This is a genomic window from Thermosynechococcus vestitus BP-1, assembly GCF_000011345.1.
GTDB classification, from domain to species: domain Bacteria; phylum Cyanobacteriota; class Cyanobacteriia; order Thermosynechococcales; family Thermosynechococcaceae; genus Thermosynechococcus; species Thermosynechococcus vestitus.
Genome location: NC_004113.1, coordinates 2260331 through 2274241 on the forward strand (window position 1 = coordinate 2260331; position 13911 = coordinate 2274241).

15 protein-coding genes are annotated in these 13911 nt (G+C 52.2%); 9 read left to right on the plus strand and 6 right to left on the minus strand.

Annotation, left to right across the window (positions count from 1 at the left end; translation table 11 throughout):
• Positions 1 to 18 precede the first annotated feature (18 nt).
• Complete coding sequence (locus tag TLL_RS11030) at positions 19 to 1266, plus strand: vWA domain-containing protein (RefSeq protein ID WP_011058010.1); 1248 nt, start codon at positions 19 to 21, stop codon at positions 1264 to 1266.
• On the opposite strand, the gene TLL_RS11035 is transcribed toward TLL_RS11030, so the two are convergent.
• Positions 1258 to 2034: an SAM hydrolase/SAM-dependent halogenase family protein gene (locus tag TLL_RS11035; protein ID WP_011058011.1), complete on the minus strand. Its 777-nt coding sequence runs from the start codon at positions 2032 to 2034 to the stop codon at positions 1258 to 1260. The two genes, TLL_RS11030 and TLL_RS11035, sit on opposite strands and share 9 nt — an antisense overlap.
• Before the next feature lie 7 nt (positions 2035 to 2041).
• Positions 2042 to 2776, minus strand: coding sequence for an SDR family oxidoreductase (locus TLL_RS11040; RefSeq protein ID WP_011058012.1), 735 nt, complete (start codon positions 2774 to 2776; stop codon positions 2042 to 2044).
• 110 nt (positions 2777 to 2886) lie between these two features.
• On the opposite strand from TLL_RS11040, the gene TLL_RS11045 reads away from it, so the two are divergent.
• Entirely contained in the window at positions 2887 to 4059 is a 1173-nt protein-coding gene (locus TLL_RS11045) for an RNA-guided endonuclease InsQ/TnpB family protein (RefSeq protein ID WP_011058013.1), read from the plus strand.
• A gap of 36 nt (positions 4060 to 4095) precedes the next feature.
• On the opposite strand, the gene TLL_RS11050 is transcribed toward TLL_RS11045, so the two are convergent.
• Both TLL_RS11050 and TLL_RS11055 read right to left on the minus strand, forming a co-directional pair.
• Positions 4096 to 5391, minus strand: a complete 1296-nt coding sequence (locus TLL_RS11050; protein ID WP_197524110.1) for an FAD-binding oxidoreductase — start codon at positions 5389 to 5391, stop codon at positions 4096 to 4098.
• 40 nt (positions 5392 to 5431) lie between these two features.
• Complete coding sequence (locus tag TLL_RS11055; protein WP_011058015.1) at positions 5432 to 5839, minus strand: GtrA family protein; 408 nt, start codon at positions 5837 to 5839, stop codon at positions 5432 to 5434.
• A gap of 110 nt (positions 5840 to 5949) precedes the next feature.
• Between TLL_RS11055 and TLL_RS11060 the strand changes: the two genes are divergently transcribed.
• Positions 5950 to 7122, plus strand: a complete 1173-nt coding sequence (locus tag TLL_RS11060) for an RNA-guided endonuclease InsQ/TnpB family protein (RefSeq protein WP_011058016.1) — start codon at positions 5950 to 5952, stop codon at positions 7120 to 7122.
• A gap of 36 nt (positions 7123 to 7158) precedes the next feature.
• On the opposite strand, the gene TLL_RS11065 is transcribed toward TLL_RS11060, so the two are convergent.
• Positions 7159 to 8565 (minus strand): UbiA family prenyltransferase, encoded by a 1407-nt coding sequence (locus TLL_RS11065; protein WP_011058017.1) that lies wholly within the window; start codon positions 8563 to 8565, stop codon positions 7159 to 7161.
• A 178-nt stretch (positions 8566 to 8743) separates the two neighbouring features.
• On the opposite strand from TLL_RS11065, the gene TLL_RS11070 reads away from it, so the two are divergent.
• From TLL_RS11070 to TLL_RS11095, 6 genes are all read left to right on the plus strand, one after another.
• The gene (locus tag TLL_RS11070) at positions 8744 to 9706 is read left to right on the plus strand and encodes an SPFH domain-containing protein (RefSeq protein ID WP_011058018.1); all 963 of its coding nucleotides are present in this window, start codon (positions 8744 to 8746) and stop codon (positions 9704 to 9706) included.
• A 3-nt stretch (positions 9707 to 9709) separates the two neighbouring features.
• Complete coding sequence (gene purS / locus TLL_RS11075) at positions 9710 to 9979, plus strand: phosphoribosylformylglycinamidine synthase subunit PurS (RefSeq protein ID WP_011058019.1); 270 nt, start codon at positions 9710 to 9712, stop codon at positions 9977 to 9979.
• Between the two features lie 5 nt (positions 9980 to 9984).
• A complete protein-coding gene (locus tag TLL_RS11080; RefSeq protein ID WP_011058020.1) occupies positions 9985 to 10590 on the plus strand; it encodes a hypothetical protein in 606 nt (201 codons plus the stop codon).
• Complete coding sequence (gene purQ, locus TLL_RS11085) at positions 10587 to 11312, plus strand: phosphoribosylformylglycinamidine synthase subunit PurQ (protein WP_011058021.1); 726 nt, start codon at positions 10587 to 10589, stop codon at positions 11310 to 11312. Before TLL_RS11080 ends, purQ begins: the two co-directional genes overlap by 4 nt.
• Before the next feature lie 39 nt (positions 11313 to 11351).
• The gene (locus tag TLL_RS11090; RefSeq protein WP_231833775.1) at positions 11352 to 11969 is read left to right on the plus strand and encodes a MarC family protein; all 618 of its coding nucleotides are present in this window, start codon (positions 11352 to 11354) and stop codon (positions 11967 to 11969) included.
• A gap of 63 nt (positions 11970 to 12032) precedes the next feature.
• Entirely contained in the window at positions 12033 to 12755 is a 723-nt protein-coding gene (locus TLL_RS11095; RefSeq protein WP_011058023.1) for a C40 family peptidase, read from the plus strand.
• Here TLL_RS11095 and TLL_RS11100 read toward each other — a convergent pair.
• A complete protein-coding gene (locus tag TLL_RS11100; protein ID WP_011058024.1) occupies positions 12738 to 13901 on the minus strand; it encodes a GuaB3 family IMP dehydrogenase-related protein in 1164 nt (387 codons plus the stop codon). The two genes, TLL_RS11095 and TLL_RS11100, sit on opposite strands and share 18 nt — an antisense overlap.
• Positions 13902 to 13911 lie beyond the last annotated feature (10 nt).

A 13911-nucleotide genomic window follows, 5' to 3' on the forward strand; every position in this document is an offset into this window, starting at 1 on the left:
AAGAACCACTTTACAACGATGACAGTTGAACTCATTGCCAAGCTCAGCGATCCCATTGTCAGTGCCGGACAAGGGGCACAGCGCCAACTAGAGCTGACCCTAAGGGCACAGCGGCAACAACAGCGCGCTCCGCTAAATCTCTGCTTGATTTTGGATCACAGTGGGTCAATGGCATGGCAGCCATTGGCAATGGTAAAACAGGCAGCGGCGTCCCTAGTGGATCGGTTATTGCCGAGCGATCGCCTGAGTGTCATTGCCTTTGATCACAAAGCGAAGGTTCTGGTGCCCAACCAGACGGTCTGGGACAAGGAGGCCATTAAAGCCCAGATTGCCACCCTCGAACCGGGGGGTGGAACCGCCATTGATGAAGGGATGAAACTAGGCTTGAAGGAGATTGCCGCGGGCAAGCAGGGTACGATTTCCCAAATCTTTCTGCTCACAGACGGTGAAAATGAACACGGTGACAACCAGCGTTGCCTTGAGTTGGCTAAGCTAGCTGCGGAGTATAACATTACTTTGAATGCCCTAGGATTTGGCGTCCACTGGAACCAAGATGTCCTCGAACAAATTGCCGATGCCGCTGGCGGACGGCTCGTGTTTATTGAATATGCTGAGCAGGCGATCGCCTGTTTTCAATCCCTCTTTAGCCACATCAGCAGTGTGGACTACACCAATGCCCATGTCCTACTCACCTTGAGTGAAGTCGCTCAACTGGGGAACTTCAAACCCGTGCACCAAGTTGCGCCCGACACGATTGAACTCACCTACGAAAACCCCCATCCCCACGAGTATGTGATTCGCGTGGGTGATGTCTCAGCAACCATCAGACGGACACTCCTCATTACCCTAACGACCCAGCCCTTGCCACCGGGACCTCACCCCATTGGCTTTGTCCAAGTCCGCTACGATGACCCAGTGCAACAGTCCACAGGCCTTTTCTCTGAGAGGGTTCCCCTGACGCTCACCGCAGAACCAGAGCACCTGCCCCAAGTCGATCCAGAGGTCCAACCAAGCATTCTCATCCTCGAAAAATACCGCAAAACCAAGCTGGCGGAAACGAAGCTGCAATCGGGGGACACCGCTGGCGCTGCTACCTTTCTTCAAAGTGCGGCCAAAACTGCTCTCCAACTGGGGGATACGGAAGCAGCCAAAGTCCTTGAAGCCTCTGCCCAAGAGCTACAGCAACAATCGACCCTCAGTGCATCTGCCCTGAAGCGCACGCGCATTGCCTCCAAAACAGTCCTGAGCAATGCCCCCTCAAACTAGCCACAGGGCATCGCCATTCTGGCAGCCTAGGAGGGAGTGGGCACTGCCACCATTCACCGCTAGCTCAATAAACCCATGACTACCTACCAAGGCAATCAGATGTTGAGGTGGGGCATCGCCATAGGTGTGGACGAGGGAAATCTGCTGCCCCTGAATGCGGATCTGGTGATAGCCCTTAGCCAACAAATGCCCAGGGAGCGTCGTAATCACATTACCAAAGTGATCAATGGCTTGAATCCAGCCTTGGACGCCTTGGGGGGTCATCTCATAGGTGAGATGGGGCAAGCGCACCAAACTGTCTGGGTCAATGGCACAACCAAGGAGAGTAAAATCCGTTCCTGCGGCTAAATGGGCAGCCACGGGGGCAAAGATGTCCCGCCCATGGAAGGTCAAACTGGGACTGGCGGTGCGCCAAAATTGCGGTTGGGTGAGCTCAATGACGCGCCGGGGAGGATAGCGATCGCACACTTGGCTAAAGACCCCATTATCTGGACCAATGCAGTAGCCAACCTCCAAATCGAGGGCGATCGCCCGCCGACTTGTGCCCACCCCTGGATCCACCACCACGATGTGCACCGTTTCAGGGGGAAAATAGGGCACCGCTTGCAGCAGTTGAAAACTGGCGGTGCGGCAATCCTGGGGTGGAATTTCATGGCATAGGTCAATCACCTGAGCTTGGGGGCAAATACTGACAATGACCCCCTTCATCACCCCCCCATAGACATCCCGGTAACCAAAATCCGTCAGCAATGTAATGCAGCCAGCCATCGGCAGTTCACAGAGACAGTCGCTTAAATAACGGTTCAGGAATCCAACGAATCACTGCCATAATCCAGCGCCAAGGGGGTCGCACATAGATGACGTCCTTCTTTTTTTCTATAGCTGTGAAGATGGCCTTGGCCACTTCCTTTGGCTCTGCCGTGAGTTGGGGGGGCAATTTCATCCCTTCGGTCATCCGCGTCTTCACATAGCCGGGCAAAACCGTTAAGACCTGTACTCCCGATTTGGCAAGGCGATGCCGCAATCCCGACAAAAATGCTGTGAAGCCAGCTTTCGCAGATCCATAGAAGTAATTACTTGCCCGCCCCCGTTCCCCGGCTACAGAGGAAATCCCCACTAATGTCCCCCAGCCCCGCTGCTCAAACAGATTGGCAAAGAGACTTAAAATAACCGCTGGGCCTTCATAATTGGTGCGCATCACTTCAAGGGCAAGGGATAAATCTTGCTCACATGCTTTTTGGTCTGGCATGAAACCAACAACGCAGATCACCATCGCCGGTTGCTCTGGAAGTTGCTGGATAAAGGCTGCATGGGTCTCCACGGCCAAGACATCGAATTCATGGATACTGACGGCCACACCATAGCGTATTTCCAAATCGGCTTTATCTGGCTCTAGGCGGCTCACCTGCCGTGCAGCCAATTGAATTGGATAGCCCTGAGCCGCAAACTGATGGGCGATCGCCCGCCCAATATCGGAAGTGGCCCCCAAAATCAGGACAGGAGCCGTCATCTTTACCTCCGAGAGACCCCTTCCTTTAGGGAGGGGAGGGATAGGAGCGGCAGTCTGTGACTGCCAAGTATAGTTGTGTTACTCACAGAATAATCGCTATAATTTAAAGCATGCAAAAGGCTTTCAGTTACCGCTTCTACCCAACGACCGAGCAGGAATCCCTGCTTCGGAGAACATTGGGCTGTGTTCGGTTGGTTTATAATCGAGCACTGGCAGCCAGAACAGAAGCCTGGTATGAACGAAAAGAGAGACTTGACTACGTTCAAACCTCTGCCTTGCTTACTAAGTGGAAGAAGCAAGATGACCTCCAGTTTTTGAATGAGGTTAGCTCTGTCCCCTTGCAGCAGGCATTGAGACATCTGCAATCTGCTTTCACTAACTTTTTTGCAGGTCGGGCGAAATATCCCAACTTCAAAAAGAAACGTAATGGCGGTAGCGCAGAATTCACCAAGTCTGCTTTTAGGTGGAAAGACGGAAAAGTATTCTTGGCAAAGTGCAACGAACCGCTGAATATTCGCTGGTCGAGACGGCTTCCAGATGGTGTTGAACCATCCACCGTGACCATCAGGCTTAACCCTGCTGGACAGTGGTACATCAGTCTGAGGTTTGATGACCCCAGAGATTTGACACTGCAGCCCGTCGACCCGTCGGTTGGTTTGGACGTAGGGATGAGCAGTCTCATTACCCTGAGTACAGGGGAAAAGATTGCCAACCCCAAGCACTTTAACCGCTACTACAAACGACTCCGTAAGGCGCAGCGGTCTTTGAGTCGCAAACAAAAAGGCTCTCGCAATTGGGATAAGGCGCGGTTGAAAGTTGCCAAGATTCACCAGAAAATCTCTGATTCCAGAAAAGACCATTTGCACCAGTTGACGACTCGATTGATACGTGAAAACCAAACGATCGTAATCGAGTCGTTGGCTGTGAAAAACATGGTCAAGAACCGTCAGCTTGCTCGATCCATCAGTGATGCTGGATGGGGTGAACTGGTACGGCAATTGGAATACAAGGCCCAGTGGTATGGTCGGACACTGGTGAAGATTGACCGATGGTTTCCCAGTTCTAAACGCTGTGGACAGTGTGGTCACATTGTTGAGCGGTTGCCATTGAGCGTCCGAGAATGGGACTGTCCTAAGTGTGGGGCGCACCATGATCGGGATATAAATGCCGCTGGGAATATTTTGGCCGTGGGACACACGGTTACAGTCTGTGGAGCGGGTGTAAGACCTGATAGGCATACGTCTAGAGGGCAACTGCGAAGAAGCAGAAAGTCTCAAAAGTGATTTTGGGAATCCCCCTGCTTTAGCGGGGGGAGGATGTCAAAGATGTAACCTCCTCGACTGTTCCGAAGCAAAGTGCACCGTCCAGTGGTGGGCATCCCTGACTTTTAGAAACGTTTCTACCCGACAATCGGACCGGCGCAGGCGCATCGGAGTAAGATGGCTATCCTTGGCGAGGTAAAAGCGACCCCCATACTCTAGGGTGATCTCCTCCAGTTGATCCAAAACCTTGAGGGTGCCTTGGGACATTGGAAAGTCCAAGGCCAGGGTATAACCCGCCATCGGAAATGAAAAATACCCCTGTTGATCTCCCAACTTCTTCAAAACACCGAGAAATGACCCCGCTCCTGCGGCTGACGTGCAATGCAGTAACGCCGATAAACCTGCGCGGGCAGTGCTCAGGGGCAAGACGCATTGGAACTGGACAAAACCACGCCGCCCATAGATGCGATTCCATCCCAAGAGACTATCAAGAGGATAGAAAAAAGTCTCCCAATCCACGAAGGACTGGCCAGCTTTGCCTTGACTATTGAGGAAATACAGTTGATTAAAGGCACGCACAGTTAATGAATTCAAGGCACCATTGGGAAAATCCACGGGAATCGAGAACTGGTGTCGTCGTGGCGTCCGCAATGGGCTGTGCCGATATTGGCTTGGCAGCTCTTCCCGTGTCGCGTGTTCCCCTAGCATCACCACAGAGCGCCCCAACTCAGAACCAGCCGCTAAACAATCAATCCAAGCCACGGCGTAGGTCACCTCCTGCGCAGCCTCAAAGAGATCAACCGCCTCAGCTAAATTCCTGGCAATATGGGTGGTTTGGCGAATCCAAGCAGTGTCAATAGGGCGCAATCGAAAGGCTGCCCTGAGGATCACCCCCGTCAAGCCCATTCCCCCCACCGTCCAGTAAAACAAATCTCGATGTTCTGAAGGGGAGCAGCGATAAATTTGCCCCCCGCTCGTTAGGAGATCCAGCCAGTCTAAACTCTGAACAAAACTGCCCTCCTTGTGGTGGTTTTTTCCATGAACATCGGCGGCAATCATGCCCCCCACCGTAACGAACTTTGTACCAGGGGTAATCAAGGGAAACCAACCGCGAGGCACAAAAATCTCTAGAATCTCTGCCAGCAGAACCCCTGCCTCAGCAATCAATTGACCGGTTTGCGGATTAAACCCCAATAGGCGATTGAAGTGGCTCATTTGCAGTGTTGCTTCGCTATTGAGGGCGCTATCGCCGTAGGCACGGCCATTTCCACGGGCAATGAGCGGCAAACCACTGTTGAGAAGCTGGATAATCTCGGATTCTGAGCGCGGGCAATAAACAGAACAGGTCTGCACAGGATACCGTCCCCAGCCGCAGAGCCTTTTGAGAGAACTTCTAGGCGTCATTGGAGAAGACATATCGTTTATCCAACTGATATTTGACCCCGTAGCCAATGGCTAAACCAATCATGGCGCCAATTTCCCGCATGAAATGGCTTTGCCAAATCAACCAAAATACGGTTTCAAATCCCCAAAAAATGACGGTTGTAAAAATTCCCATCGCAGCATACAGACCAAATTGACGGCTATAGTGATGCACGCCCTTTTTATGATCAAAGAAAATCCATCGCTTATCCAGATGGTATTTCACGACCAAACCCACGAGCGTACCCACTGCTACTGCAGTCACAAAATAAGGGAAGCTATTATCAATAATTAATATTAAACTCTGACAAAATAAATTGATAAATGTAGCAATCACTGCAAAGGCGGTGTAGCGAATAATTAGGGTTTGTAAAGTCATCTTTACCTCCGAGAGACCCCTTCCTTTAGGGAGGGGAGGGATAGGAGCGGCAGTATGTAACTTCTAAGTACAGTTGCGCTATTTACAGAATAACGAGTATAATTTAAAGTATGCAAAAGGCTTTCAGTTACCGCTTCTACCCAACGACCGAGCAGGAATCCCTGCTTCGGAGAACATTGGGCTGTGTTCGGTTGGTTTATAATCGAGCACTGGCAGCGAGAACAGAAGCCTGGTATGAACGAAAAGAGAGACTTGACTACGTTCAAACCTCTGCCTTGCTTACTCAGTGGAAGAAGCAAGATGACCTTCAGTTTTTGAATGAGGTTAGCTGTGTTCCCTTGCAGCAGGCATTGAGACATCTGCAATCTGCTTTCACTAACTTTTTTGCAGGTCGGGCAAAATATCCCAACTTCAAAAAGAAACGCAATGGCGGTAGCGCAGAATTCACCAAGTCTGCTTTTAGGTGGAAAGACGGAAAAGTATTCTTGGCAAAGTGCAACGAACCGCCGAATATTCTCTGGTCGAGACGGCTTCCAGATGGTGTTGAACCATCCACGGTGACCATCAGGCTTAACCCTGCTGGACAGTGGTACATCAGTCTGAGGTTTGATGACCCCAGAGATTTGACACTGCAGCCCGTCGACCCGTCGGTTGGTTTGGACGTAGGGATGAGCAGTCTCATTACCCTGAGTACAGGGGAAAAGATTGCCAACCCCAAGCACTTTAACCGCTACTACAAACGACTCCGTAAGGTGCAGCGGTCTTTGAGTCGCAAACAAAAAGGCTCTCGCAATTGGGATAAGGCGCGGTTGAAAGTTGCCAAGATTCACCAGAAAATCTCTGATTCCAGAAAAGACCATTTGCACCAGTTGACGACTCGATTGATACGTGAAAACCAAACGATCGTAATCGAGTCGTTGGCTGTGAAAAACATGGTCAAGAACCGTCAGCTTGCTCGATCCATCAGTGATGCTGGATGGGGTGAACTGGTACGGCAATTGGAATACAAGGCCCAGTGGTATGGTCGGACACTGGTGAAGATTGACCGATGGTTTCCCAGTTCTAAACGCTGTGGACAGTGTGGTCACATTGTTGAGCGGTTGCCATTGAGCGTCCGAGAATGGGACTGTCCTAAGTGTGGGGCGCACCATGACCGGGATATAAATGCCGCTGGGAATATTTTGGCCGTGGGACACACGGTTACAGTCTGTGGAGCGGGTGTAAGACCTGATAGACATACGTCTGGAGGGCAACTGCGAAGAAGCAGAAAGTCTCAAAAGTGATTTTGGGAATCCCCCTGCTTTAGCGGGGGGAGGATGTCAAAAAACTCCACCTAAGATAAAGCAAACCAGACAGATTAAGAAACAGATTTGACTTTGTCGATCTTTAATTGCATAAACAATTGGATCATAGGGCATCAAGCCGCGGTGGGTCAGCATGATGGTTCGGGTAATCCAGTATAGAAGCACACAGCAAATGCCCCAGAGTACTTGTGGTTTTGTGTAAAGACGCTGCACTTGGGGAGAGTTAATATAGAGCGCCAGCACCAAAATTGAGACATAACCCGCCCCAATGGCCATCATGCTAATAATCGGCAAATCGTCCACGTGGTAGCCTCGACCACTGGCCTTGAGTTGTTTGCGGTGATAGTGATCCACCAGTTCTGCCTGCCGCTTGACGGTTGCTAGACAAAAGAAGAAAAAGATGGAGAAAGCTAAAAGCCACACACTGAGGGCAATCCCTGTGGCAACTGCACCTGCCAAGATGCGAATTGTGTAAAGGCCAGCAAGGATGCAAATATCAATAATCATCCGCCGCTTTAGGTAGAAGGAGTAGGCAGTTGTGAGACCATAATAGGCGAGGAGAATGCCCAGAAATGACGAACTAATGGTGGTGGCGATCGCCATGCCAGCGCTAAGGAGGATCAAAATCAGCCCTATCCCGTGGGAGAGGGGAATATCTCCAGCCGCCAAGGGACGATGACGCTTGCGGGGATGGGCGCGATCGGCCTGCAAATCTAAAAGATCATTTAAGACATAGACACTGGACGCCGTCAGACTAAAAGCAATCGCTGCCACCAGCGAAATCCAAAAAGTGGGCAAATTAAACTGATGCCCTGCAAGCATCGGCACAAAGACCAAAACATTTTTCACCCACTGATGAGGCCGAATTTCTTTCAAGTAGGGTTGAATGCTTCGTTTTGCGCTCCCTAGATGTTCGCCATTCGGATTGATTTGCTCGACCTTTTGGCGTAGCTGAGGAGAGGCATTGACGGTGATTGCCTTGGCTGCAACTGCCCACACAGGTAAATCCGCCTCAGAATCCCCCATGTAGATAAAATTTTTCTCACCAAAACGCTCTCGGATAAACCTTGCCTTGTTTTCTCCCTTCAAATTAAGCTGGCCATCAGAACCATAAACCTCATCAAAGAGTCCCAAATGGGCAGCAATCCTTTCAGCAATGAGTTGATCAGTGGCGGCGATGAGAACCACCTTACCCCCTTTGGCTTTCCAGTCTTGGATATACTGAATAACTTCCGGGTTATAGGGTAATGTGGCAATGTCTAGATCGGCACAGGTAGCTAATTTTCTTTTGATCTGAGCACAATTGAAGCTTCTTGTTGTGAAGAGTTGAATTAGAAGCTCACTCAAAGACAAACAGATTAATTCTAGAAAAATTTCCGTTCTCAGTAGCGTGTTATCTAGATCAATCAGAAGATAAACCATTTTTTACAGTTTAAGGTTTTCCTGTGTTCCTCATTTACTGAAAAGGGTTGTATTATACAGTAACCAGCAAGCCGCTCCTAGGGGAATAGGTAACAGATTATGAATTCTCTGCTGCTGAGCATAACATTCAAGGTACAAGTTACTAGAGTAGTAGTGAACTGGTTTGGGAACGGAAACGATGGGTCAACTCTTGGGTCTGTTGTCTCTTCTACTGGGGTTTGGGGTCTGGTATAGTGCTAGCGCTATACGGGTTGTCAATCAGGGTAATATGGCTCTGGTGGAGCGGCTCGGCAGATATAACCGCCGCTTAGGACCAGGGTTCAGTCTTATATGGCCGGTCTTTGAGCGGGTGGTCTTTGAGGAAACGATTCGGGAAAAGGTCTTAGATATTCCGCCACAGCAGTGTATCACCCGTGACAATGTGACGATTACCGTGGATGCCGTGGTTTATTGGCGCATTGTGGATATGGAACGCGCCTACTATCGGGTGGAAAACCTGAAAATGGCGATGGTGAATTTGGTGCAAACGCAGATTCGGGCAGAAATGGGGAAGTTGGAACTGGATGAAACCTTTACAGCCCGTACCCAAGTGAACGAGACCCTGCTACGGGATCTTGATATTGCCACGGATCCTTGGGGCGTCAAGGTGACCCGTGTGGAGCTGCGGGATATTGCCCCTTCGCAGGCGGTTCAAGACTCGATGGAACTGCAAATGTCTGCGGAGCGCAAAAAACGTGCTGCTATTCTTACCTCTGAAGGGGAACGGGAAGCAGCCATCAACTCTGCTCGGGGTAAAGCGGAAGCCCAGGTTTTAGCGGCGGAGGCAGAACAAAAGGCCGCCATTCTGTCAGCGGAAGCGGAACAAAAAGTAGTAGTGTTGCGTGCCCAAGCCGAGCGTCAAAATCAGATTTTGCGTGCCCAAGGAACCGCAGAAGCGATGAAGATTATTGCGGCAGCACTGCACGAAGATCCAAAGGCGAAGGAAGCGCTCCAGTTTCTCCTCGCCCAGAGCTATTTGGATATGGGACGCACCATTGGCCACAGTGATAGCAGTAAAGTACTATTTATGGATCCCAGCAGTATCCCAGCGACGATCGAGGGTGTGAAGTCCCTAATCGAGCAGTCCCCCCGCGAGGTATAGTCCATGGCACAATTTCAGGCACAGGTGTTTGTGACGCTGCGACCATCAGTGTTAGATCCCGCAGGGGTTGCAGTACAGGCGGGGATTCATCATCTAGGCTATACAAATGTGCAATCGGTGCGCATTGGTAAACTAGTGGAACTCACCCTAGAGGCTGGCGATCGCGCCACTGCCGAGGCACAACTGGGCCACATTGCCGATCAACTGTTAGCCAATCCCGTGATTGAAACCTTTCGCATTGAATTGCAGGAGCTGGCCACTGCCGCAGAGTAGGCACGATGTTCAACTGGTGGGATGATCTATTAGCCAGTATCGAGGCGGGCATCAAGGCTGGCATTGAATCGGGATTACAGTCCTTGGCGCAGACCCTTGCCCCTTTGCTTCAAATACCGGAGGCCACAGCCCCCTTCCAACGCATTGCCCTCTTTCGGGCGGGGGTGGATCAACCGATCGCTGGCTCTGGCATTAGGGTCGAAGGTGCCGCTTGGTGTCTGGAATCCCACTGGCCGCAGACAATTCCCCTCTTTGAACTTCCGGAAGCCCATCTGTGGCTGGAAGTGCCCTCTGCCCAAAGGGGAGATCAGCTGCTCCTGTGCCGTGCTTTAGTCAAAACCGGCAGATTGCCCGAGGGGGCCCAACTGTTCCTCAGTCGCAGTCAACCCTTGGGTTGGACATTTTCGCGCACGGTTTCCCTCGTGGGCGATCGCGACTGGCATCTGCGCGAAGTGCCTTTTCACCTCAAACCAGACCCCCAGAGCCCCGGCTTGATTAAAATTGGGGTGGAATTCCTGGGACGCGGTGTGGTCTGGCTACGGGATATTGAGCTGCTCCAGGCCCCCGCCAAGTTAAAGCCGATTACTGATGTGATGGATGAATTGCTGTGAGTGAGGGCCTAAACGTAGGGATTGTTGTTTTTCCCGGATCGAATTGCGATCGCGATGTTGCCTACGTCACCAGGGAAATTCTCCAATGGCCGACGCAACTGTTGTGGCACGAGGAGACCGATCTGGGGGATTACGATTTGATTGTGCTGCCGGGGGGCTTTAGTTTTGGCGATTATTTGCGCTGTGGGGCGATCGCCCGCTTCTCACCCATCATGGCCGCCGTCAAAGACCATGCCGCCGCTGGCAAATGGGTGCTCGGCATTTGTAATGGCTTTCAAATCCTAACTGAGGCAAAACTGCTCCCGGGGGCCCTAGTGCGCAATCGGGACCTGCACTTTATTTGCGATCGCGTCCATTTGCGCTTAGAAGCCAAAGAGCGGCCATGGCTACGGGCCTATGGCGATAAAACCGTCATCCGCTTGCCCATTGCCCATGGTGAGGGCTGCTACTATGCCGATGCCACGACCCTTGCCGAACTGGAAGCCAACCGCCAAGTCCTCTTTCGCTATGCTGATGCCCAAGGGAATGTCACCCCCGAAAGTAATCCCAATGGCTCCTTGAACAATATCGCCGGTATTTGCAATGCCGCCGGCAATGTTTTAGGAATGATGCCTCACCCTGAGCGGGCAGCTGATCCTGCCCTGAGCCACTCCCCCAGTGAGCACACCTTGGATGGGTTACAGTTATTTCAGTCGTTGCTGCTAGCCTCTGCTTTTGCCTAAATCCTGGCGGGAATTCGCCCCATCCCCATGCAGCCCCTGTTGACGTTTCTCCTGGGCACAATCGCGGCTCTATTTCCCATTACCGATCCCATTGCCGCCATTCCTGTGTTCTATGCCCTGACGGCCAAGCAATCCCGTCGGCAGCGGCTCAAGCAGGCTAGGCAAGTAGCAATCAATGTGGCCGCTGTACTTACAGTTTTCTTCTTTATGGGGAAGTTGATCCTAGCCTTCTTTGGTATTTCTCTGCCCGTTGTCCGCATTGCCGGTGGCTTAATCGTTGGGCATACGGCTTGGCAGATGGTGACTTCTCAGGATCGCTTAACGCAACAGGAGCACATAGAAGCGGCAGATAAGGTGGATATTTCCTTAACGCCAATGGCCATTCCCCTCATTAGTGGGCCGGGGGCGATCGCCATGACCATTAGCCTCTCTACTCGCTGCCATACTTGGCTAGAATATTTGGGAGCATGGCTGGGGATTTTGTTGCTGAGTGCCATGGTTTACTTGTTCCTGATCTTAGGGGAACCCCTCAGTCGAGCTTGGGGAATTACCGATCGCGGCGCCTTGACAAGACTGTTGGGCTTTTTAATTCTGGCGATCGCCGTCCAGTTCATTGCCGATGGCAGTCTGGCGCTTCTGCAGACCCTGTTGAGTTAGCCTCGTCAATCAATTACTCAATCAATTCATCATCAGTTAATCAACATTCATTGACTCCCTGAGATGTCTATTTTCACAACCAAGGGTGGCCAAGTGTATCAACTGCACCAACTCACGGCAACGGTGAACCTCTACGATGCGCCAACGGGCGATCGCTTGGCAACCCAAGGGGCAGCAGGACGGTTTCTCTGGGTCTCTGCTTTGGAGTCTGAACGTACCTATGTACAACTGGCGGAGGATGACTACTGGGGCTGGTTGGATCAAGGGGATTACCGCCATCTCACGCCCGCTACTGAGCCCTATCAACCCATTGCCCGCGATCGCGCCTACATCGAGGCGGTCCTTGAAGACGTTATTGCCTTTTGCTTAGCGGCACAGGAGGCGCCCCATGAGTATCTCTGGGGAGGAACCGTCGCCCCCAACTACGACTGTTCTGGCTTGATGCAGGCCAGTTTCGCCAGTCAAGGCATTTGGCTACCGCGGGATGCTTATCAGCAAGAGGCCTTTGCCACCCCCCTAGGGAGCAACTCGATTGCGGAAACCCTACCCCAGCTGCAGCGGGGCGATCTGGTCTTTTTCGGCAGCCGCGAAAAGGCGACCCATGTGGGCCTCTATCTGGGGCAGGGGCAGTATATCCATAGCTCTGGCAAGGAATATGGCCGCAATGGCATTGGCATTGATACCCTCTTCCCCAGTGAGGATCCCGTGAGCATTGCCTATCAGCGGCAGTTTCGCGGTGGTGGCCGCATTGAGTATAGCTATCTGCCGCTAACGCCCCATCCCTAGTTTTTGCGCTTTTTGATAGACCTTACCTTCCGTGAGGAGGGAAGGCGCAATGACGATCTCCACTTGCTGCATCTCCCGCAGATCCTTGGCCCCAAGGGTGCCCATACTGGTTTGCAACGCCCCAAGGAAGTTGTGGGTCCCATCGTCCAACTGGGCGGGTCCCCGCAGAATCTGCTCAAGGGTACCTGTGGTGCCCACATGAATGCGCGTCCCCCGCGGCAGGACAGGACTAGGCGTGGCCATACCCCAGTGATAACCACGACCAGGGGCTTCTTTGGCACGGGCAAAGGGCGACCCCATCATCACTGCATCTGCGCCGCAGGCAATACATTTGCAGACATCGCCACCGGTGACAAGGCCGCCATCGGCAATCACGGGCACATAGCGTTGCGTTTCTTCAAAATAGGCGTCCCGTGCCGCTGCACAGTCAGCGATCGCCGTCACTTGAGGCACCCCCACCCCAAGCACCCCACGGGAGGTACAGGCCGCCCCTGGACCAATCCCCACCAGAATTGCCGCTGCGCCACAGTGCATGAGACTGAGAGCCACCTCATAGGTGACACAGTTCCCCAAAATAACGGGCATGGGCATCCGCTCACAAAAGGCAGCCAAGTCTAGGGGGTCTGTTCCCTCAGGCGCAAGGTGGGCCGGTGAGACAACGGTTGCTTGCACAAAGAGCAAATCGGCCCCTGCCGCTGCTACAACCTCACCAAAACGACTGGCCCCCGCTGGGGTTAAACTGACGGCAGCAATTCCCCCTTGGGATTTGATTTCTTGAATGCGTTTTTCAATGAGGTGGGGTTGAATCGGCTGCGCATACAACTGCTGCATCAGGGGCACAAATTCATCCACACTGACGCTGGCAATGCGTTCGAGAATGGGTGCGGGATCTTCGTAGCGGGTTTGAATCCCCTCAAGATTGAGAACGCCCAGTGCCCCCATCTGGCTGAGTTTGACCGCCATTGTGACATCCACGACCCCATCCATGGCACTGGCAATAATCGGAATTTCCCGTTCAATGGCACCAATGCGCCAGCGGGTATCCACCAATTGAGGATCAAGGGTGCGATTGCCGGGGACAAGGGCAATTTCATCAATACCGTAGGCGCGGCGGGCGGTGCGATGTCCCCCTAGTTGAATTGTCATGGTGTTCCTC